Source organism: Streptomyces phaeolivaceus (assembly GCF_009184865.1).
GTDB classification, from domain to species: domain Bacteria; phylum Actinomycetota; class Actinomycetes; order Streptomycetales; family Streptomycetaceae; genus Streptomyces; species Streptomyces phaeolivaceus.
The window spans coordinates 4,621,303-4,640,851 of sequence record NZ_CP045096.1; the positions used below are offsets into that span (position 1 = coordinate 4,621,303).

Genomic DNA, 19,549 nt, shown 5'->3' on the forward strand with positions numbered 1-19,549 from the left:
CCCGTGGCCCGTACCTCTCCGCACCTGAACTCCGAGCGGCGCCGCCTGCGCAAGCGGCAGCTTTCCAAACGGTTCGGGCGGCACTGCGCCTACTGCCGCCGCCCGTTCACCACCCTGCGGGACGCCACCCTCGATCACGTCGTGCCGTACTCGCTGTGGCGTACCTGGTCCGTCACCGCGCTCGTGCTGGCGTGCTGGGACTGCAACCACCGCAAGGGCGACCGCTTCCCTCTGTCGATCGCCCTCCTGATCTGCGCGACGCTGCGGTCGACGGGCGTCAACACCACCTCGACGCCCGTCAACCCGACCGTCGACGCCCCGACTGTTCACGTCGACGGCCCCGCGTTCACGGCCGCTCACGACGTGTTCACGGCGCCGTTCACGCTCGACATCTGGCGACTGCTGGCCCGACTCGCCCACGCCAACCAGCCGACTTTCGCGGCCGTGTGGTCGCCCGACCCGACCGGCCGACGGTCGACCCCTGACCAGCCTCGATCGACCTGCCACGGCCGCCGTGAACAGCGGCCGTCGGCCCGACCGAACTGCCTGCGCGCACCCCGACCAGTGCGGACGTGCGCGGGCCCGACCGGAGAGGCGGTGCCCGCGTGAACGCGGTGAACACCCCCGTGAACGGATCGACCCGACCCGTGAACGGAACAGCCCGACCGGTGAACACGGTGAACGCGGCCGTGAACACCGATCCGCACACCGACCCCGCACGGGTCGACCGCACGCCCGCCCGTGCGGATTCCGGGCCCGCCCGTGCGGACCGCACACCCACACGCGCAGGTCGCACGCCCGCACGGCCCCCGCACACCGACACCGACGGCAAGCCACCGCCCGCCGCCGCCCGCATCGTGGCCATGGCGCGCGAGCAGTACCGGTTCGTGACGTCCACCGACGGCCGCCCCTACGCGGTCGCCCTGGACGGCCCGAACATCGCGCTCCCGCTGCGGGGCCGGGCCGGTGTCCGTCAGCGCCTCGCCCGGCAGTTCGCGGACGCCTACCCCGGCGAGGTCGCCTCACAGTCCGCCCTCGCGGACGCCATGACCGTCCTGGAAGGCATCTGCGAGGACACCGACCCCGTCCCGGTGAACCTCCGGGTGGGCCGTGACCCCGCCGGCGCCATCGTGGTCGACCTGGGCAGCGCCGACGGCCGCGCGGTCGTCGTGACCGGTGTCGGCTGGAACGTGGTCGACCGGGCCCCGGTGCTCTTCCGCCGGTCCGGCGCCATGGCCCCGATGCCCGAACCGGTCCTGGACGGGGACGGGTTGGCCAAACTGCACGCGCTGCTGAACATGGACGAGTCGACGTTCCGTCAGCTCGTGGGCTGGCTGGTCGCGGCCTGGATTCCGGACATCCCCCACCCCGCCCTGGTCTGCAAGGGCGAGCAGGGCACGGGCAAGTCCAAGGCCGCGCAGATGTTCATCAACCTGGTCGACCCCTCCCCGGCCGCCAAGCGCAGTCAGCCACGGGACGAAAAGGCGTGGTCACGGCAGGCGTTCAGCTCATGGGCACTCTGCCTGGACAACATCAGCACCATCCCGCCATGGCTCTCCGACACCCTGTGCAAGGCGGTGACCGGGGACGGCGTGGTCGATCGCGCCTTGTACACCGATGACGACGTGGTGGTCCTCACCTTCAAGCGGGTGCTGGCCATGACCACCATCGACGCGGGAGCTCTCGCCGGAGACCTCGCCGAACGGGTGCTGCTGCTCGACTTGCAGCTCATCGACTCCACCCGGCGCCGCTCTGAGGAGGAGTTGGACGCCACCTTTGAGGCGGTCCGCCCGGCCGTGCTCGGGGCCCTGTTCGACGTCCTGGCGTGCGCCCTCGCAGTGCTGCCGTCGGTGCGGCTGGAGTCCATGCCTCGCATGGCCGACTTCGCCCGCGTCCTCGCCGCAGTCGACCAGACACAGGGGTGGCGCACCCTGGACGACTACCTTGCCACCTCCGCGAACGTCGCCACGGACGCGATGGAAGGCGACCAATTCGCCATGGCGATTGCCGCCCTGGTCGACCAGGCGGGCACCTGGCAGGGCACGGCCGCCCAGTTGCTTGAAGTGCTCCCCGCCCCGCTCGTACGGCCGCCGAACTGGCCCAAGGACGCCACCCGCGCGAGCGGACGCGTCAAGCGACTCGCCCCGCTGCTGCGGTCCATCGGGATCACCGTGGACGACACGCAACGTAGCCGCGACCGGCACCGACACCGACTCCTCACCCTGTCCCGCGCACCCGACGAAGACGACTCAGCGTCCACCTCCGAACAGTCCTCCCTCTGGCCGGAGGTCGCCCCGCCGGGGCACGGCAGAACCCCACCCCACCAGCACTGACGTAGCCGGAACACCCACCGGGCCGGGCCGCACACCAGCGGCCCGGACACGTCGAAGCTGCGGACGCTACGGCCGTCCAGCGTCCACAGCGTCCGCCCTAGCGTCCACACCTCTCACCCCCACTGGCCTGCCGTAACGCGGCCGTGCGGACGCTAGGGCGCTGCGGACGCTGAGATACACCAACTCTCTAGGACGGCCGCCCGGCACCACTCCCCCGCACCGCACCCCGGACACGAGGAGTCACCACCACCATGGCCACCACCGAAGAGCCGACCGACCTACGCGCCACCCTGCGCGGCGGCCTCCCTGACCGCTACCTCACCCCCGAAGACCTGGTCACCATGTTCAGCCTCCCGAGCGTCGAGACGGTCTACCAGTGGCGCCGCAAGCGCATCGGCCCGCCTGGCTTCCGCGTCGGCCGCTACCTCCGCTTCAACCCCGCCGCCGTACAGGCATGGGAGGCCGAACGGACCACCCTCACGGACGCGGCCTGAGCCGTCCAGCCGACGGGGAGGCACCACCCGCCGGGCCGGGGAGGCGGGGAGAACTCCCCCACCGCCTCCCCGGCCCGCATCCCCCGCAGTGACCAGTGCAAAGACCTGTTTGGGGAGGCGGGGAGGCACCGTCGGAACCCTCCCGAAAACCGCCCCTGGAAGCCCTTCGGGGCCCCTGTCTCCGCCTCCCCGCCGGGCACCCGACGGGGCACCGCGACCGGCAGGGAGGAACACCCACCCGGCCAAGGGAGGCAGGGAGAACTCCCTGCCCCCTCCCTGACCCGCCTCCCTCACCCTGACCAGCGCGGACACCCCCTCAGGGAGGCAGGGAGGCACACCCCCGACACCCCCGAAAACCCCCTCCAGAGGCCACCCGACACCCCCTGTCTCCGCCTCCCTGAACCCCCGCCGGACGCTGCTACCGGTAGCAGCCCCACCCGCTACCGGTAGCAACCCCGCTAGCAACCCAGACCCCAAGTGATCAGGCCCGTAGCAAGTAGCGGGCCCGGCCCAGCACACCCCGAAACCGGCCGGACGGCCGCCATCTGGCCGTCCCGCGCCCTGCTACCGGCCGCGCATCTGCGGCCACCCAACGAGGAGCCCACAGCCCATGGCAGGCAGCATCCAAGACCGCTGGTTCACGACCGAGACCACCACCGGCGGCAAGACCGTCCGCGTCAAGACCGAGCGTCACGGCACCGGTCTGCGCTACCGGGCCCGCTACTTCGCGCCCGACGGCAAGCGCAAGTCGAAGTCGTTCGCCGACGGACAGAGGCGTCTCGCTGAGCAGTGGCTCAGCAACATCAGCGCGGACGTGGCGCGCGGTCAGTACATCGACCCGAACGCGGCCAAGACGTCGTTCCAGGACTTCGCGGAGAAGTGGTTGGAGAGCCAGAGCGGCGACCCGAACACCCGAGCCTCGATGCAGTCCCAGCTCAAGCTTCACGCCTTCCCGCGCATCGGGGCCCGGCCCCTGGGTGGCTTCCAGCCCAGCCACATCCGCGAGTTCGTGACCCAGCTCGAAGCTTCCGGCATGTCCGGCTCGTACGCCCGCGTCATCTTCTCCAACGTGCGCGCCATCCTGAGCGCGGCCGTCGAAGATGGGTACCTGCCCCGGAACCCCTGCAACTCGCGCACGGTGACGCTCCCGGAGATGGGCGCGCGCCGCGTGGTCCCGTGGCTGCCTGAGCGGGTCTTCGCCATGCGCGGCGCCCTGGTCGAGCGGTTCCGCCCCATGGTGGACGTGGGCGCTGGGTGCGGGCTCCGACAGGGCGAGATCCTCGGTCTGTCGGTCGAAGAGCTGGACTTCGACAACGCCACGGTTCACGTCGTCCAACAGCTCAAGCTCAGCCTGAGTACGCCCGTGTTCGCCCCGCCGAAGGGCGGCAAGCTGCGGGACGTGCCGTTGCCCAATCCCGTGGCGGACGGGCTCAAGGCACACATGAAGCTCTTCCCGCCGGTAGACATCACGCTGCCGTGGATGCGCGCCGGCGGTCCGCCCGTGACCAAGCGCCTGATCTTCACCGGGCCTCTGGGTGGGCACGTCTGGCGTACGTCGCTGAACGAAGACCACTGGAAGCCCGCGCTCGCCAAGGTGGGCGTCATCCCCACAGCGAAGAGTCGGGAGCATGCCGCCGCGCGTGAGCACGGCATGCACGCGCTGAGGCACTTCTACGCGTCCGTGTTGCTGGACGCCGGGGAGAGCATCAAGGCCGTCAGCGAGTACTTGGGGCACTCCGATCCGGGGCTGACGCTCAAGGTGTACGCCCACCTCATGCCCACGAGCCGGGACCGCGCGCGGAACGCTCTCGGCAAGGCTCTTCGGCCGGACTGATCACCGGCACTGAGGGCCCGCAGTGGGCCCAGGCCGTGAAAATGCCCCCGCACCGCGCCGTATGCGCAGGTCGGGGGCATGATCACTCAACCTACTTCTTCTTGCCCTGGTTCTTGACCGCCTCGATTGCCGCCGCTGCCGCGTCCGGGTCGAGGTAGGTGCCGCCGGGGTTCAGGGGCTTGAAGTCGGCGTCGAGTTCGTAGGAGAGGGGGATGCCGGTCGGGATGTTGAGGCCGGCGATGTCGGCGTCGGAGATGTCGTCGAGGTGCTTGACGAGGGCGCGCAGGGAGTTGCCGTGGGCGGCGACGAGGACCGTGCGGCCGGCCAGGAGGTCGGGGACGATGCCGTCGTACCAGTACGGGAGCATGCGGGTGACGACGTCCTTGAGGCACTCCGTGCGGGGGCGGAGCTCCGGCGGGATGGTCGCGTAGCGCGCGTCCGAGGCCTGGGAGAACTCCGAGTCGTCCGCGAGCGGGGGCGGCGGGGTGTCGTACGAGCGGCGCCACAGCATGAACTGCTCCTCGCCGAACTCCGCGAGGGTCTGCGCCTTGTCCTTGCCCTGGAGGGCGCCGTAGTGGCGCTCGTTCAGGCGCCAGCTGCGGTGGACCGGGATCCAGTGGCGGTCGGCGGAGTCGAGGGCCAGCTGCGCGGTGCGGATGGCGCGCCGCTGGAGGGAGGTGTGGAGTACGTCCGGGAGCAGGCCGGCGTCCTTCAGCAGCTCACCGCCGCGCGTCGCCTCCTTCTCTCCCTTCGGCGTGAGGTTGACGTCCACCCAGCCGGTGAACAGGTTCTTCTCGTTCCACTCGCTCTCGCCGTGGCGGAGGAGGATCAGCTTGTACGGTGCGTCGGCCATGGCTCCGAGCGTAATCGACGGCCGGGATCGGCCAAACGCCCGGCCGACAGGCGGACAGGCCGGGCTGACAGTTGACGGGGGTTGCTAATTGAGTGGCCCGGGTTCCGCACGCGTTCGTAAGTTGTGTTCGCCGCCTTAGCCGCTTACGTCCGTGGGGGATCTCCATGCCACTCGTCGCCGTCAGACGTGCCGTCCGGGAGTCCGTCTCGGGGCTGCCCCGGGAGTTCTGGTGGCTGTGGACGAGCACGCTGGTGAACCGGCTGGGCGCGTTCGTCGCCACCTTCATGGCGCTGTATCTGACGCTGGACCGCGGCTACTCCGCCTCCTACGCCGGACTCGTCGCCTCGCTGCACGGCCTCGGCGGAGTCGTCTCGTCCCTCGGGGGAGGCGTCATGGCCGACCGGCTCGGGCGGCGGCCCACTCTGCTCATCGCGCAGGCGTCGACCGCCGTCTCCGTCGCGCTCCTCGGCTACGTCCAGCATCCCGCCGCCATCGCCGCCGTCGCCTTCCTCGTCGGCGCGACCAGCAACGCGTCCCGCCCCGCCGTGCAGGCGATGATGGCGGACATCGTCCGGCCCGAGGACCGCGTCCGCGCGTTCTCCCTCAACTACTGGGCCATCAACCTCGGTTTCGCCGTCTCCTCCATGGCCGCCGGGTTCATCGCCGAGGTCAGCTACCGCGCCGGGTTTCTGATCGAGGCCGGCATGACGATGACCTGCGCGATCCTCGTCTTCCTGAAGCTGCCCGAGTCACGGCCCGAGAGCGGTACGGCAGGGGTGGGGAAGGCCGGCCGCACGGACGCGGTCGGGCTGGGGACCGTCGTGCGTGACGGGCGGTTCATGGGTGTCGTGGGGCTGTCCTTCCTCGTCGCGCTGATCTTTCAGCAAGGGTCGGTGGGGCTGCCGGTCGCGATGGGCGAGGCGGGTTTCACGCCCGCCGACTACGGCCTCGCCATCGCCGTCAACGGCGTGCTGATCGTCGTACTGCAGATCCCGGTCACCCGGTTCATCGAACACCGGGATCCGCGGCGGCTGCTCGTCGTCTCGTCCGTGCTCGCCGGGTACGGCTTCGGCCTCACCGCCTTCGCCGGGTCGATCGGCGCGTTCGCCCTCACCGTCTGCGTCTGGACCCTCGCCGAGATCGTCAACGCGCCCACCCAGACCGGCGTCGTCGTCCGCCTCTCGCCCGCACAGGGGCGTGGCCGCTACCAGGGCATGTACACGATGTCCTGGTCCGTCGCCGCGCTCGTCGCTCCCCTCATGTCCGGTGTCGTCATCGACCGGTGGGGAGCGGAGTGGCTGTGGGGGCTGTGCGCGGTGATCGGGACCGTGGCGGGCGTGGGGTACGGGGTGCTCATGCGGCGGATGCCGGTGACCGAGACCGAGACCGAGACCGAGACCGACGGAGTGGAGGAGGTCGCCGAGAGGCCGGTCGCCCCCGGGGAGTCCGGCGTAGGTACGCCCGCGCGGGCTGAGGCCCGTACGACGGCTCCGGAGGCGAAGGCCGGTACCGGCGGCCAGGACTGAGCCTTCCGAGCATCCGGCGCGAGCATCGCCATCGTCACGGGTGCATCCGCGCCCCCTTCACCACCTTGTCCACGCTGTTGCGCGGGCCGTACACCGCGAGCCCCACCAGGTCCAGGCCGGCCGCCGCCACCGCTCGTACGGCCGCGCGGTTGTCACGGTCGTTGCCCGTGGTGAAGAGGTCGGACGTGAAGACGGCGCGGGGCAGGGCACGGGTCAGCGCGCGCGTGTGGGCCGCCTTCAGGACCTCCTTCGTGCCCTCGAAGACGAAGACCGGCTGCCGGAACATCGGCAGGTACGCCGTGCCGTCGGCGTCCTCGTACGACTCGCCGATCACCTCCGGGACGGTCGGGCCGAGGCCGCTGACCAGGAAGGACGTGACGTTGAGGCGTTGCCAGGTCTCCAGGTCGTCGCGGAGGAGGACGGCGATCTTGGTGTCGAACCGGACGGGCGGCGACGCGTCCAGAGGGGTCTCGCTGTGCACAGGCGTGTGCACAGAGCTGTGCACACGGTTGTTCGTGGGACTGTTCGTGGGGCTGTTCGTGGCACTGCCCGTGGGACTGTTCGTGGGGCTGTTCGTGGCACTGCCCGTGGGACTGTTCGTGGCACTGCTCGTGGGACTGTTCGTGGCACTGCTCGTGGGACTGCTCATCGGGGTGTTCATGGGACGAGACTGCCGAGCGGTGTTCACCCTCGTCTTGTACGTTCTTTGCATGTGCCCGCAGCGGCAGCAGGCCCCCCAGCGTGACGTCTCCGCGTGGCGGCCCCGTGTACCCGGCGTCGTCGAGGTGTTCCACGCGCACTACACGGAGTACGCGTACCCGATGCATGTGCACGACGTCTGGACGCTGCTGATCGTGGACGACGGGGCCGTACGGTACGAGCTGGACCGGCATGAGCACGGGACGCCGAACGACACGGTCTCGCTGTTGCCGCCGTACGTGCCGCACAACGGGGCGCCGGTCACGGACGCGGGCTTTCGCAAGCGGGTGCTGTATCTGGACCCGGGGTCGACCGCGCTGGACGAGGGCCTCATCGGCGCGGCGGTGGACGAACCGGACCTCCGGGATCCGCTGCTGCGGCTACGGGTGGGGCAGTTGCACGCGGCGCTCGCGCGCCCGGGGGACGAACTGGAGGCGGAGAGCCGGCTCGCGCTCGTCGGAGAGCGGCTGCGAGGGCATCTGCGCGGACCGGCGGAGGACTCGTCCCTCCGGGCATCCGGCGGCCGTACCCGTCATGCCGTCGCCCACCAGCTGCGCGAACTGCTCGACGAGCGGATCGCGGACGGGGTGGACGAGGTGGACGGTGCGGACAGCACTGACGGGACGGACAGGGCAGACAGGACGGACAGGGCGGACGGGGCGGACGGGGCAGGAAGGATCACGCTGGAGGAGGCCGCGCGGACGGTCCATGCCCATCCGGCCCATCTCGTACGGGCGTTCGGGGCGGCCTTCGGGATCGCGCCGCACCAGTATCTGATGTCCCGTCGGGTGGAGCGGGCCAGGCGGCTGCTGCTGGACGGAATGCGGCCGGGCGAGGCGGCGGCGGTCGCCGGCTTCTACGACCAGGCGCATCTGACGCGGCACTTCAAGCGGTGGGTGGGGGTCACCCCTGGCCGCTATCGGAGCGGTCGGCCGTAGTCGCTTCACGCGTCTCGCGCTTCTCGCATGTCTCACGTGTCTCGTGTGTCTCGCGTGTCTCGCGCTGCTCGCGCGTCAGGTGGCTGAACGCGTCCAGGTTGCGGGTCGACTCCCCCCGGGACACGCGCCACGCGTACTCCTTGCGGATCGCGGAGGCGAAGCCCAGTTCGAGAAGGGTGTTGAAGGCGCCGTCGGCCGCCTCCAGGACCTGGCCGAGGAGGCCGTCGATGCCGTCGGGGGTGACGGCGGAGAGCGGCAGCCGGGCCGTGACGTAGATGTCGCCGAGCGGGTCGACGGCGTAACTCACGCCGTACAGCTTGAGGTTGCGTTCCAGGAGCCAGCGGTGGACGTTCGCCTCGTTCTCGTCGGGGTGGCGGATCACGAAGGCGTTGAGGGAGAGGGAGTGCCGGCCGACGATCAGGGAGACGGTCGTCGAGAGCTTGCGGGTGCCGGGGAGTTTCACGACATAGGAGCCGGGTGCCGGGCTCTCCCACTCCAGCTCGGCCTCGGTGAGGACCTGCTCGATGATCGACACCGGCTCGACGATCGACGCTTTGTCAGCCATGGGGCGAGGGTACCCGCCGGTACGGACAGGCCCACGGCCTCATAGCTCATGCCCCCATGACCCATAGCCCTATGACCCATAGCCCCATGGCTCACGGACCCACGGCTTACGGCTCACGGCTCACGGGCCCACAGCTGTCCGGCGGTGACCTCAGGCGTAGTGGCCCCGCACTCGCTGGCGTCGGTGGTCGTGCATGGCGGCCGTGTACACGTCCGCGGTGGCGGCGGCCGAGGTGTCCCAGCCGAAGGACTCGGCGTGGCGGGCTGCGGCGGCGCCCATCCGGGCGGGCAGTTCGGGGCTGTCGGCGAAATCGCGGAGCACGCGCGCGTAGGCGACGGGATCGTGGCCCTGGACCAGGAAACCCGTCTCCCCGTCCCGCACGGCGACCGGGAGCCCGCCGACCGAGGCCGCCAGCACCGGCGTACCGGCCGCCTGCGCCTCGATCGCGACCAGCCCGAAGGACTCGCTGTACGAGGGCATGACCAGCACGGACGCCGCCCGGAACCAGTCCGCGAGCTGCTCCTGCCCCACCGGCGGCCGGAACCGTACGACATCGGCTATGCCGAGCCGCGCCGCCAGTTTCTGCAGGCCCTCGGGTTTGGCGAGGCCGCTGCCGCTGGGCCCGCCGACCACCGGGACGACGATCCGCGACCGCAGCTCGGGGCGTTCGTCGAGGAGGACGGCTACGGCGCGGAGCAGGACGTCGGGGGCCTTGAGGGGCTGGATACGGCCGGCGAAGAGCGGGATCAGGGCGTCCTGCGGCAGGCCGAGACGGGCCCTCGCCGCCGCGCGGCCGTCGGCGGGGCGGAAGCGGTCGAGGTTGACGCCCGGGTGGACGACGGCGACCTTGGCGGGGTCGGCCTCGTAGTGGCGTACGAGTTCGTCGGCCTCCTCGGCCGTGTTGGCGATGAGGCGGTCGGCGGCGCGGACGATCTGGGTCTCGCCGATGACGCGGGCGGCGGGCTCGGGGGTGTCGTCGGTGGCGAGCGCGGCGTTCTTGACCTTCGCCATGGTGTGCATGGCGTGCACCAGGGGCACGCCCCAGCGTTCGGCGGCGAGCCAGCCGACGTGGCCGGAGAGCCAGTAGTGCGAGTGCACGAGGTCGTAGTGGCCGGGGCGGTGGCCCGCCCACGCCTGCATCACCCCGTGCGTGAACGCGCACAGCTGGGCCGGGAGTTCCTCCTTCGCCAACCCTTCGTACGGGCCCGCGTCGACGTGCCGGACCAGGACGCCCGGGGCCAGCTCGACCGTGGGGGGCAGGGCGCCGGTCGTGGCGCGGGTGAAGATCTCCACCTCGATGTTCTGCGCGGCCAGCCGCTGCGCCAGCTCGACGATGTAGACATTCATCCCGCCCGCGTCGCCCGTGCCGGGCTGGTGCAGCGGCGAGGTGTGCACCGAGAGCATCGCGACCCGGCGCGGCTTCCGGTGCAGCCGCAGCCGCGCCGCGGCGGCCGGGGAGCGTCGCCCGAGCCTGCTGACGTAGTGGCTCACGTGGCGTTCCTCCTCGCTCCGGGCATGCCGTTCGGAGGGCGTGGGGTCCCTCTAGGCAGGGGGAACGCCGGAGGGGGCTGTTCCATTTCCTCTTTGCGCAATTATTACCGAGCTTCGCTCAACCGTTCGAGCAACTGGTGAGTGGGGGGACAGGAGCGAGGGATGGGACGGGGTGGGGAGGGGAGGGGAGGGGAGGGGAGGGTGCCAGGGACGGGGTGGGGCGGGAATGGGGGTGGGGTGGGGCGGGGATGGGTGGGGGCGCCTCCCCGATCGCCCGACATACGCTCACCCCATGGCAAGACCAGTCGGCACCGTGACGCGCGGCACCACCAACCCCAACCGCCTGCGCCGCATGGACCGCTGGATCGCGGCGACCCACGGAGCCGAACTCCGCCGCGCCGCCACCCCCCTCGCCGTCGACCTCGGTTACGGCGCCGCCCCCTGGACCGCCGTCGAACTCCTGCGACGCCTGCGTGCGACGGCGCCCCGCACCCAGGTGGTCGGCGTCGAGATCGACCCGGCCAGGGTCACGGCGGCGAAACCGTACGAGTGCGAGGGGCTGACCTTCCGGCACGGCGGCTTCGAGGTACCGGTGCCGGGCCGACCGACCCTGATCCGGGCGGCGAACGTCCTGCGCCAGTACGACGAGGACGAGGTCGCCGCCGTCTGGGAACGGCTGTGCGCCCTCCTCGAACCGGCCGCGCCCTCACCCCTCCCCGCTTCACCCCTCCCCTCATCCTCCTTCTCCGGGGGCTTTGGGGGCTCGGGGGGCTCGGGGGGCTCCGGAGGGCTGCTCGTCGAGGGCACCTGTGACGAGATCGGCCGTCGGCACGTCTGGGTCGCGCTCGGTCCGGAGGGCCCCCGCACGGTCACCTTCGCCACCCGGCTCGGCTCACTGGACCGCCCCTCCGACCTCGCCGAACGCCTCCCCAAGGCACTCATCCACCGCAACGTCCCCGGCGAACCGGTGCACACCTTCCTCCGCGACTTCGACCGCGCCTGGGCCGCCGCGGCGCCGTACGCCTCGTACGGCGCACGCCAGCGCTGGATCCGCACGGTCCGCACCCTCAGTACGGACTGGCCGGTCCGGGACGGGGTGAAGCGCTGGCGGCAGGGCGAAGTCACGGTGGCGTGGGAGGCGTTGGCACCGCGCCGCTGAGCGATGGAGGCCGTCGACTTCGTGACTCAGAGCGACGAAATAGCGACGGACGGGAACGATCGCCTCGGGCCGTTCGTCACACAGTCGGGGCCGATGTCACGCAGGTGAGAGCGGGAGAGAAACAAGGGGGAGCGAGGAGAAGTGAGTTCTTGCCCGCCTCTGTCGCATTCCGCGACGCCGTGACACGATCACCCGGGCACCGGCAAGTTACTGACGGTTAACTATTGCTGTTTCTATTGGGGTTGGGGGCAAGGGGTATGGGAGCCGGCAAGCGGAACCTGACCATGGCGGCCGTGGCCGTGGTCTGCGCGATGACGGTGCTGGGCGCACCGGTCCACGCGTACGCGAGCCAGACGAAACCGACCGAGCCGACCCCGAGCCCCTCGTCCTCCTCTTCACCGTCACCCTCACCGTCGCCCTTGTCCTCGCCCTCGTCCGCGTCGACGCCCGTGACGAACGAGGAGTTGGAGGCCGTACGCACCAAGCTGGAGGGCCTGTACCACGACGCGGCGGTCGCGACGGACGCGTACAACGCGGCCGAGGAGAGGGCCGACCAGCAGTCCGAGGAGCTCGTCGACCTGGCGCACGAGGTCGTCAAGGGCCAGCAGAAGCTGGACAAGTTGCAGGACCTCATCGGTGCCGCGGCCCGCGCGCAGTACCGCGGCGGCGGCCTTCCGCCCGAGGTGCAGCTGTGGCTGAGCGAGAACCCACAGGACTTCCTGGAGGGCGCGGACCGCCTGCGGCAGGGCCAGCTCGCGACCAAGGGGCTGCTCGCCGAAATGACGCGGACCCAGCAGGACTTGGAGCAGTACTCGAAGGACGCCTCCGCGCGCTGGGAGAAGCTGGAGGCGAACCGCAAGGCCAAGGAGAAGGCCAAGAAGAAGATCAAGAAGCAGATCGCCGCCGCGCAGGAGCTGGAAGCGCAGCTGGAGGACGACGAGCGGGAGCGGTTGGCGCAGCTGGAGGAGGAGGCCGCGCAGCAGTCGCAGGCCGCGTGGCTGGACTCCGGCATCCTCGACGAGATCAACGGCAAGGCGTCGCCGCAGGGCAAGAAGGCCGTGAAGTTCGCGACGGACCAGATAGGCAAGTGGTACGAGTGGGGCGCCGAGGGTCCCGACACATACGACTGCTCCGGCCTCACCAGCCAGGCGTGGGCCGCCGCCGGTCTGACCGTCCCCCGCACGTCCCAGGAGCAGTGGCGTCAGCTCAAGCACATCGACATCCAGGACATGCGCCCCGGCGACCTCATCATCTACAACGCCGACGCCAGCCATGTGGCCATGTACCTGGGCAACGGCTCGATGGTCCACGCCCCCCGACCGAACCGAAAGGTGACGATCGCGGGCGCGGGGACGATGCAGATCCTGGGGGTCGTACGACCGGATGCGTGATCGGGGTGGGCCGGGTGGGGTGGCCCGTCCGCGCGCTTGAGGCTGGGGTGGGGTGGCGGTTCGGGGCTTGAGGCCGGGGTGCGGTGACGGTTCGGGGCTTGAGGCCGGGGTGCGGTGACGGTTCGGGGCTTGAGGCCGGGGTGCGGTGACGGTTCGGGGCTTGAGGCCGGGGTGCGGTGACGGTTCGGGGCTTGAGGCCGGGGCGTGAGTTGAGGCCGGGGCCGGGGGTGTGGACGCGGGCCGGAGCGAGCCAGGGCTGTGACGTCAGCCGAGGCCGGGCGTACACCAGGGCTGAGCATCAGCCAAGGCTGAGGCGTCAGCCAAGGCCGAGGCGTCAGCCAAGGCCGAGGGCTTGAACAAGGCCTGGCGCGAGCCAGGGTGTGGCGTCGGCCGAGGCCGGGGCGCGAGCCAGGGTGTGGCGTCGGCCGAGGCCGGGGCGCGAGCCAGGGTGTGGCGTCGGCCGAGGCCGGGGCGCGAGCCAGGGTGTGGCGTCGGCCGAGGCCGGGGCACACACCCGGACCGGGGATGCGAACCAGGGTTGTGGCGTCAGCCGAGGCCAGGGCAGGCACCGGGCCGGGGCGCGAGCCAGGGCTGAGTCAACAGGCGAGGCTGGGCGTGAACCAAAGCTGGGGCTATGAGTCACAGCGGCGCCATGAGTCATGGCTCGGGACATGTGCCGGGGCCGGGGGCGTGAGCCCGTACGCGAGCGGGCGGGGTCGAAGGGGCGCAGCCCCTGGGGATGGGACGGGTAGGGGCGGCGGGGGCGAAATCTCCCAGCCTCAGCCCGACAAACATCGCAACTCACCCCAATCCCACCGCCACCCCGACCAAACCCGCCACCCACCCACAGCCACAGCCACACACCCACTCCACCCGACCTCGCCCCGCCCCCACCCGACCTCACCCCGCCCCACCCGCAACCCCCGGCCCCAGCCCCGGGTTGCCAGCCCCCAGCCCCCAACCCCAAGCCCCCAACCCCAGTCACCCACCCCCTCCCCAAGTGACCCACCCCACGTGACTCTCACCACCTTCACCACCCGGCTCAACCCTCACCGCGTGACATTCGTCATCCCAGGAGAAAGCCCCGCCATGTCCAAGTGCGGTACAGGATGCGGCATATGACGGCGGCCGTTTGCCGCCCGACGCCCCGCCGAGCATTCCGTTGCGGCGGCGCCGGGCGCTATGGTCCCCGTCGGTGGGTCGAGGTCCCTCGCCCCACCATGCCCTCGGGGGGAGGGAAGGAACCCAACACGATGCCCGTACCCGTACCGCGGCAGAGAGCGATCCCGGCCGCGGAAAGTGGTCAGGCGCACGCCGTGTCCGCACCCAGCGGACCGTCCGGAGAGGGGGCGGCCATGAACGCCTCGGCCCTGGCCCCTGCAGACAACTCCACACCCCGGCCCGGCCCCACCGGCGACCGCGCCCCGGGCCCGACAGGCCTGGGCCCGACAGGCCTGGGCCCGACAGGCCTGGGCCCGACCGGACCCACCGGTCAGACCGGTCCGACCGCGCAGCCCGGCGGCCCCACCAACCTCACGGTCCTCCTCATCGAGGACGACCCGGCGGGTTCCCTCAACGTGCCCGAACTGCTCGACTCCGCGGGCAAGCCGATCCGCGTCCGCACCGCCCGCAACCTCACCGAGGCCCAGCGGCTGCTGACCGACGACGTCAACTGCATCCTGCTGGACCTGGCACTCCCGGCCCCGGCCCGCCCCACCACCGCGACGGACCCCGACGCGGACACCGAGACGGCCGACGGCCCGGACGACGAACTCGCCGTCCTCAAGCACGTACTGGAGCTGGCCCCCCGCCACGCCGTCCTCGCCCTCACCGACTCGGGCGACGCCGAACGCGGCACGGAGGCGGTACGGGTCGGCGCCCAGGACTACCTCTTCCGGGACGAAGTGGACGGCCGTCTGCTGAGCCGCGCGATCCGCTACGCGGTGGAGCGCAAGCGGTCGGACACTGCCGAGCGCCGACTCACGGAGTCCAAGCTGCGCGCCCAGGAGAACGCCCGTCTGGAGCGCGGCCTGCTGCCGACGCCCCTGCTGGAGGGCTCGTCCCTGCGGTTCGCCGCCCGCTACCGACCCGGCCGTTCGCGCGCCCTGCTCGGCGGCGACTTCTACGACACCGTCCGCACCCCGGACGGCACCGTGCACGTCATGATCGGCGATGTCTGCGGGCACGGCCCCGACGAGGCGGCGCTCGGAGTGGAGCTGCGGATCGCCTGGCGGGCGCTGACGTTCGCGGGGCTGTGCGGCGACGAGCTGCTGTCCACACTCCAGCGCGTCCTGGAGCACGAGCGCGAGAGCGACGAGATCTTCGCGACGCTCTGCACGGTCGACATCGCGCCCGACGGCCGCCGCGCGGGCCTCTGCCTGGCCGGCCACCCGGCCCCGCTGATCGTCCGCCACGGCCGCAACGGCCGGCCCACCCCGCCGGCCGAGCTGCTGCCGTACGACAACGGCGGTCCCGCCCTCGGCCTGCTCCCGAACGCCCGCTGGCCGCGCACCCAGATCGAACTGGGCGCCGCCTGGAGTCTGATGCTCTACACCGACGGCCTGATAGAGGGCCGGATCGGCCAGGGCAAAGAGCGGCTGGGCCAGGACGGCATGGTGGAGATGGTCCGCCGCCAGCTCGCCGAGGGCCTGCGCGGCGAGGACCTGCTGCGCGCGGCGGTGAGCGAGGTCCGCGACCTCAACGGCGGCGAACTGACCGACGACGTGGCGGTCCTCCTACTGGACCGCGAAGCCTGACCGGAGCAGGTCTGGGCCGTCAGCTGGGCACCGGCCGGCTGAGCAGCCCTCGGCCCTCGGCCTCGCCGGGGTCACCGACCGCCGTTGTACGGCCCGTACGGACCGTCGCTGCTGGAGCCGCGGCGCCCGCCGCCGCCCCCGCCACCGGAGACCTGCTTGACCGCGGGCCGCACATCCACGATGTAGACGATGCTCGCGATGACGCCGATGATCGGCAGGAACGACAGGATCGAGAACAGCCAGCTCACGATGAGGGCGATCCCGAGGATGATCAGCCAGAACACCTTGGTCTGCTTGTCCGCCGCACGGAACGCGTCCTCACGCCGGAACGCGGCGTCGAACAGCCCGAACGCGGCGAGAGCCATCAGGACGATCTTCAGAAGTCCCAGGAACCCCGCGAAGCCCGTCATCAGCATGCCGCCCACACCACCCGTTCCATTCGCATTCGCTCTTTCGACGTCCGGTTTCCGATCTTCCGATCTTCCGATCTTCCGGCCGCCAGGCTCCTACGCGGCCACCGTACCCGTAGAACGGGCCGGCCACCCCAAAGGTGCCCGGCCCGTCTCCGTACCGTGAGGTGTCACGCGACCACGTCGCGCATACCCCAGATACCCCAGATACCTCCGATATACGCGATGTACGCAATCCATGGGAGGCACCGCACGGGCACCTCTCGCTCTGTCACCGACCTCGCCGTCGGCTATGTCGCCCACGCGGAAGCGCGTCCTGCCGCTTACTTGGCAGGCGGGGTGGTCTTCTTCGCGGTCGTGGTCTTGCGGGCCGGGGCCTTCTTCGGCGCGGGCTTCTTCGCCGCGGCGGGGGCGGGCGCGGCCTGGGCCGGGACCGGCTTCACGGCCGGCTCGTCCTTGACCTCGACCGGCTGGGTCTTCGGCTCGACGGCGATCGCCAGCTCCTCGATCTCCTCCGCGGCCTCGCCACGCCAGGTCTTCACGGCCTGCTCACCGTGCTCGGCGACCTTCTCGTACGTCTCCCGGGCCTTGACCGCGTACTCGGCGGCGACGCCGACGCTGCGCAGCGCGAGGTCCTGAGCGGTCTCACCGAGCTTCTTCAGGTCGGTGTCGAGGGTGCCGATCAGCTCGGTGACCTTGGTCTGAAGGTTCTCCTGGGTCTCCTTGACCCGGGCGGTCGCCTTCTCCTGGACGGCCTTCGGGTCGGTCTGGCGTACGGCGTCGATCCTGGCCGGCGCCTCGGCGCGCAGCTGCTCGACGATGCCGGGGACCTTCTTCGCCTGCTGGAGGGCGAGGTCGGCGGTGCCGGCGGCGAAGTAGAACGGCGTCGGGTCGGAGACGGCCTTGCGGATGTCGTCGGTGATGGCCATGGTGAGGGTCCTCCGGGTTGCTTGCTGCTGAGGGTTGTGTGTCGTCATTCCGGTCCACGCGGACGGCTCGGCCACCACAGGCGTCACCACCGCATCCGGCATCGTCGTAGTCGAATCGATCAACTCGGCCAGCTCGATCAGCTCGATCAGCTCGATCAAATCAGTCGACTCGGCCAACTCGGTCAACTCGCCGTCTGCCGCGGACCGGCATCGTCGCCGTCGGCCGTACGAGGGCCGGGGGCCGATGCCTCTCCGGTATCCACCGCGTCAGTCGCCACACCGGTCCCGACCCCACGGCCGCCGACGACGTCGTCACCGTCGATCTCACTGTCGATCACACGGACGACGTGACTGACGACCTCGCTGTCGATCTCGAACCCGTTCTCCTTGCGGAAGGACTCGTAGATCTGGAGCAGCACCTGCTTCTGCCGCTCGTTCAGCGTGGGATCGGCGAGGATGACGGCGCGCGTCTCCACCTCGTCGCGATCCCGCTCGGCGTCGAGGATGCCGGCCCGCACGTACAGCGTCTCGGCGGAGATCCGCAGCGCCTTGGCGACCTGCTGCAACACCTCCGCGCTCGGCTTGCGCAGCCCGCGCTCGATCTGGCTCAGATACGGATTGGACACCCCGGCGGCATCGGCGAGCTGCCTGAGCGACAGCCGCGCGTTCCGCCGCTGTTCACGCAGATACTCACCGAGATTGCCGACGTTGAGCGATGCCATGCCCCCACCATGCCCCACCCCCGCTAACTTTTGCAAGCACCCGCTTGCAAAAGTGCGCTACCCCACTCTCGGCCGAGGATGTGACTGAGCACGCTGGTTGTCACTTGAGCAAGGCAACTGTCACCAAGGCTCGCGCCGGCGATACCCCTCCGAGCGCGCCCCACTGCCATCGCCCTTGGGGATCGGTCCGCGGGCGATGATGTCGCCCATCGCCATCATGCTCTTGGGGCGGTTCATGCTGACGATCCGCAGCGGGAACGAGACCCACGCCTCGCGCCGGAGGTAGATCGACAGGGCTTGATCGACGCAGCTGGCCTGGTGGATGAGCGGCAGCATGAGCTCCCGCGCCTGTTCCTCGTCCGGGGCATCAAGCAGCCGCTCGGCGATTCCGAGCACCGCGCCCATGAGAAACGGGTCCAGCGGTGGGTCGGTGAAGGGACGCGAGCTGTGCTTCTTCCCAGGCCTGTCACGAAGGGCCGCTGCACGGGCAAGGCGCTCCTCGGCTTCCCGGTCAATGGCCTCCGCGAGCGCCGGGGTCGCGGCGAAGGAGCGAGCCGCAGGCCAAGAGAGGAACACGAGGCCGAGCAAGGCCCTCAGGTCGGCGAAGTAGTCAGCGGCGGGGATCAGCCAGCCGACGCTCGGGGTCACGGCCGGGCCGACGGGATCGAGGAGCTTCAGGAGCCGTCGCTGAAGGCCGAGGAGATGCTCCAGCGTCTGCGGGTCCGGTGCGATCTCGGGACCAGCCCCGACTGGCTCCGCGAGCTGTGCGCCACAGGCTGACTGGAGGCGCCCGACGGTGCGCGGCGCGATCGTGGTCCGGCATTGCGTCGGATGAAGATCCTCGTCCCAGGGGCGGGCGATGATGCTGTTCATCTCGACCGCGTGGACGGGCTGACGGCAGGCCGGGCAGTTGGTCCGAAGGAGACGACGATGCCGAGGGCAGGCGAAGACCGGCGGGAGGCGCCAGGAAAGCCGCCAGGCCCCGCCGTGGCGCCGTTGGATCTCGCTCCTGTCCCCGGTGAGACATTGCGGGCAGTACCTCGGCGTTCGAGTCAGCAGCCACGCGTTGTCGTTGATCATCCTCGCGGCGCTACTGCGCGGGGTGAACCTCCTGTTCGCCGGCCCGTACCGGCCGGCGAACGAGGAGGTCACCAGTCGGCCGATCTCGTCCGGGGAGAGGCGGGTGGTTCGACTGAAGAGCCGCACCTGTCCGGGCTCCAGGTCGTGCAGCAGCCGCATGGGGATGCGGAACAGCACGTTCTCCTTACGGCCGCCGGTCAGACCGGTCCAGATGGCGATCGCCCCTGGCGAAGTTCCGAGGCGGTGCGCGAGGCGAAGGATGTAGCCGGTCAGCGCCTCGTCGGGGAGTGGGTCGAGGCTGCGGGGCAACGCGCGCATGACCGCATGTTGCCCCGCGGTGCTGGCCCGAACGCCGTGCTGGCCAAACCA

17 protein-coding genes are annotated in these 19,549 nt (G+C 70.8%); 9 read left to right on the top strand and 8 right to left on the bottom strand.

Features of this window, described 5'->3' with window-relative positions; translation table 11 throughout:
* Nucleotides 1-3: 3 nt before the first annotated feature.
* From F9278_RS21665 to F9278_RS21680, 4 genes are all read left to right on the top strand, one after another.
* The gene (locus tag F9278_RS21665; protein ID WP_152169826.1) at nt 4-609 is read left to right on the top strand and encodes an HNH endonuclease; all 606 of its coding nucleotides are present in this window, start codon (nt 4-6) and stop codon (nt 607-609) included.
* A gap of 38 nt (nt 610-647) precedes the next feature.
* Nucleotides 648-2,333 carry an ATP-binding protein gene (locus tag F9278_RS21670; RefSeq protein WP_226966849.1) on the top strand — a complete coding sequence of 562 codons (1,686 nt, stop codon included), beginning with the start codon at nt 648-650 and terminating at the stop codon, nt 2,331-2,333.
* A 251-nt stretch (nt 2,334-2,584) separates the two neighbouring features.
* A complete protein-coding gene (locus tag F9278_RS21675) occupies nt 2,585-2,827 on the top strand; it encodes a helix-turn-helix transcriptional regulator (protein WP_152169828.1) in 243 nt (80 codons plus the stop codon).
* 610 nt (nt 2,828-3,437) lie between these two features.
* Complete coding sequence (locus F9278_RS21680; RefSeq protein WP_152169829.1) at nt 3,438-4,661, top strand: tyrosine-type recombinase/integrase; 1,224 nt, start codon at nt 3,438-3,440, stop codon at nt 4,659-4,661.
* A 91-nt stretch (nt 4,662-4,752) separates the two neighbouring features.
* Here the strand turns inward: F9278_RS21680 and F9278_RS21685 are convergent, their stop codons facing one another.
* Nucleotides 4,753-5,514, bottom strand: a complete 762-nt coding sequence (locus tag F9278_RS21685) for a phosphoglyceromutase (protein ID WP_152169830.1) — start codon at nt 5,512-5,514, stop codon at nt 4,753-4,755.
* 164 nt (nt 5,515-5,678) lie between these two features.
* Between F9278_RS21685 and F9278_RS21690 the strand changes: the two genes are divergently transcribed.
* The gene (locus tag F9278_RS21690; protein ID WP_152169831.1) at nt 5,679-7,040 is read left to right on the top strand and encodes an MDR family MFS transporter; all 1,362 of its coding nucleotides are present in this window, start codon (nt 5,679-5,681) and stop codon (nt 7,038-7,040) included.
* A gap of 34 nt (nt 7,041-7,074) precedes the next feature.
* On the opposite strand, the gene F9278_RS21695 is transcribed toward F9278_RS21690, so the two are convergent.
* Nucleotides 7,075-7,545, bottom strand: coding sequence for a DUF2000 family protein (locus tag F9278_RS21695; protein WP_404818934.1), 471 nt, complete (start codon nt 7,543-7,545; stop codon nt 7,075-7,077).
* Nucleotides 7,546-7,750: 205 nt separating this feature from the next.
* Between F9278_RS21695 and F9278_RS21700 the strand changes: the two genes are divergently transcribed.
* Nucleotides 7,751-8,677 carry a helix-turn-helix transcriptional regulator gene (locus tag F9278_RS21700; RefSeq protein WP_226967317.1) on the top strand — a complete coding sequence of 309 codons (927 nt, stop codon included), beginning with the start codon at nt 7,751-7,753 and terminating at the stop codon, nt 8,675-8,677.
* On the opposite strand, the gene F9278_RS21705 is transcribed toward F9278_RS21700, so the two are convergent.
* Nucleotides 8,643-9,242 carry a type III secretion system chaperone family protein gene (locus F9278_RS21705; protein ID WP_226966850.1) on the bottom strand — a complete coding sequence of 200 codons (600 nt, stop codon included), beginning with the start codon at nt 9,240-9,242 and terminating at the stop codon, nt 8,643-8,645. The genes F9278_RS21700 and F9278_RS21705 overlap by 35 nt on opposite strands.
* Nucleotides 9,243-9,392: 150 nt before the next feature.
* Nucleotides 9,393-10,733, bottom strand: a complete 1,341-nt coding sequence (mshA, locus tag F9278_RS21710) for a D-inositol-3-phosphate glycosyltransferase (RefSeq protein ID WP_152169833.1) — start codon at nt 10,731-10,733, stop codon at nt 9,393-9,395.
* A gap of 292 nt (nt 10,734-11,025) precedes the next feature.
* Between mshA and F9278_RS21715 the strand changes: the two genes are divergently transcribed.
* From F9278_RS21715 to F9278_RS21730, 3 genes are all read left to right on the top strand, one after another.
* The gene (locus F9278_RS21715; protein ID WP_152169834.1) at nt 11,026-11,892 is read left to right on the top strand and encodes a class I SAM-dependent methyltransferase; all 867 of its coding nucleotides are present in this window, start codon (nt 11,026-11,028) and stop codon (nt 11,890-11,892) included.
* A gap of 257 nt (nt 11,893-12,149) precedes the next feature.
* On the top strand, nt 12,150-13,283 hold the full coding sequence (locus F9278_RS21720; protein WP_152169835.1) for a C40 family peptidase: 1,134 nt from the start codon (nt 12,150-12,152) through the stop codon (nt 13,281-13,283).
* 1,253 nt (nt 13,284-14,536) lie between these two features.
* Nucleotides 14,537-16,039, top strand: coding sequence for a response regulator (locus F9278_RS21730; protein WP_193241574.1), 1,503 nt, complete (start codon nt 14,537-14,539; stop codon nt 16,037-16,039).
* Nucleotides 16,040-16,110: 71 nt separating this feature from the next.
* On the opposite strand, the gene F9278_RS21735 is transcribed toward F9278_RS21730, so the two are convergent.
* The 4 genes from F9278_RS21735 to F9278_RS21750 all read right to left on the bottom strand — a co-directional run bounded on the left by F9278_RS21735 (nt 16,111) and on the right by F9278_RS21750 (nt 19,498).
* Entirely contained in the window at nt 16,111-16,464 is a 354-nt protein-coding gene (locus F9278_RS21735) for a DUF2516 family protein (protein ID WP_152169838.1), read from the bottom strand.
* 308 nt (nt 16,465-16,772) lie between these two features.
* Nucleotides 16,773-17,378, bottom strand: a complete 606-nt coding sequence (locus F9278_RS21740; protein WP_152174025.1) for a hypothetical protein — start codon at nt 17,376-17,378, stop codon at nt 16,773-16,775.
* A 182-nt stretch (nt 17,379-17,560) separates the two neighbouring features.
* Entirely contained in the window at nt 17,561-18,100 is a 540-nt protein-coding gene (locus F9278_RS21745) for a helix-turn-helix domain-containing protein (RefSeq protein WP_152169839.1), read from the bottom strand.
* Between the two features lie 120 nt (nt 18,101-18,220).
* On the bottom strand, nt 18,221-19,498 hold the full coding sequence (locus F9278_RS21750) for a TniQ family protein (protein WP_152169840.1): 1,278 nt from the start codon (nt 19,496-19,498) through the stop codon (nt 18,221-18,223).
* Between the last annotated feature and the right edge of the window lie 51 nt (nt 19,499-19,549).

Excerpts from the sequence above, each read along its gene's own strand:
- F9278_RS21730 (WP_193241574.1), top strand. The coding sequence starts at position 14,537 with ATGCCCGTACCCGTACCGCGGCAGAGAGCGATCCCGGCCGCGGAAAGT.
- F9278_RS21745 (WP_152169839.1), bottom strand. The coding sequence starts at position 18,100 with ATGGCATCGCTCAACGTCGGCAATCTCGGTGAGTATCTGCGTGAACAG.
- F9278_RS21685 (WP_152169830.1), bottom strand. The coding sequence starts at position 5,514 with ATGGCCGACGCACCGTACAAGCTGATCCTCCTCCGCCACGGCGAGAGC.
- F9278_RS21715 (WP_152169834.1), top strand. The coding sequence starts at position 11,026 with ATGGCAAGACCAGTCGGCACCGTGACGCGCGGCACCACCAACCCCAAC.
- F9278_RS21675 (WP_152169828.1), top strand. The coding sequence starts at position 2,585 with ATGGCCACCACCGAAGAGCCGACCGACCTACGCGCCACCCTGCGCGGC.
- F9278_RS21720 (WP_152169835.1), top strand. The coding sequence starts at position 12,150 with ATGGGAGCCGGCAAGCGGAACCTGACCATGGCGGCCGTGGCCGTGGTC.
- F9278_RS21705 (WP_226966850.1), bottom strand. The coding sequence starts at position 9,242 with ATGGCTGACAAAGCGTCGATCGTCGAGCCGGTGTCGATCATCGAGCAG.
- F9278_RS21690 (WP_152169831.1), top strand. The coding sequence starts at position 5,679 with ATGCCACTCGTCGCCGTCAGACGTGCCGTCCGGGAGTCCGTCTCGGGG.
- F9278_RS21680 (WP_152169829.1), top strand. The coding sequence starts at position 3,438 with ATGGCAGGCAGCATCCAAGACCGCTGGTTCACGACCGAGACCACCACC.
- F9278_RS21740 (WP_152174025.1), bottom strand. The coding sequence starts at position 17,378 with ATGGCCATCACCGACGACATCCGCAAGGCCGTCTCCGACCCGACGCCG.
- F9278_RS21750 (WP_152169840.1), bottom strand. The coding sequence starts at position 19,498 with ATGCGCGCGTTGCCCCGCAGCCTCGACCCACTCCCCGACGAGGCGCTG.
- F9278_RS21700 (WP_226967317.1), top strand. The coding sequence starts at position 7,751 with ATGTGCCCGCAGCGGCAGCAGGCCCCCCAGCGTGACGTCTCCGCGTGG.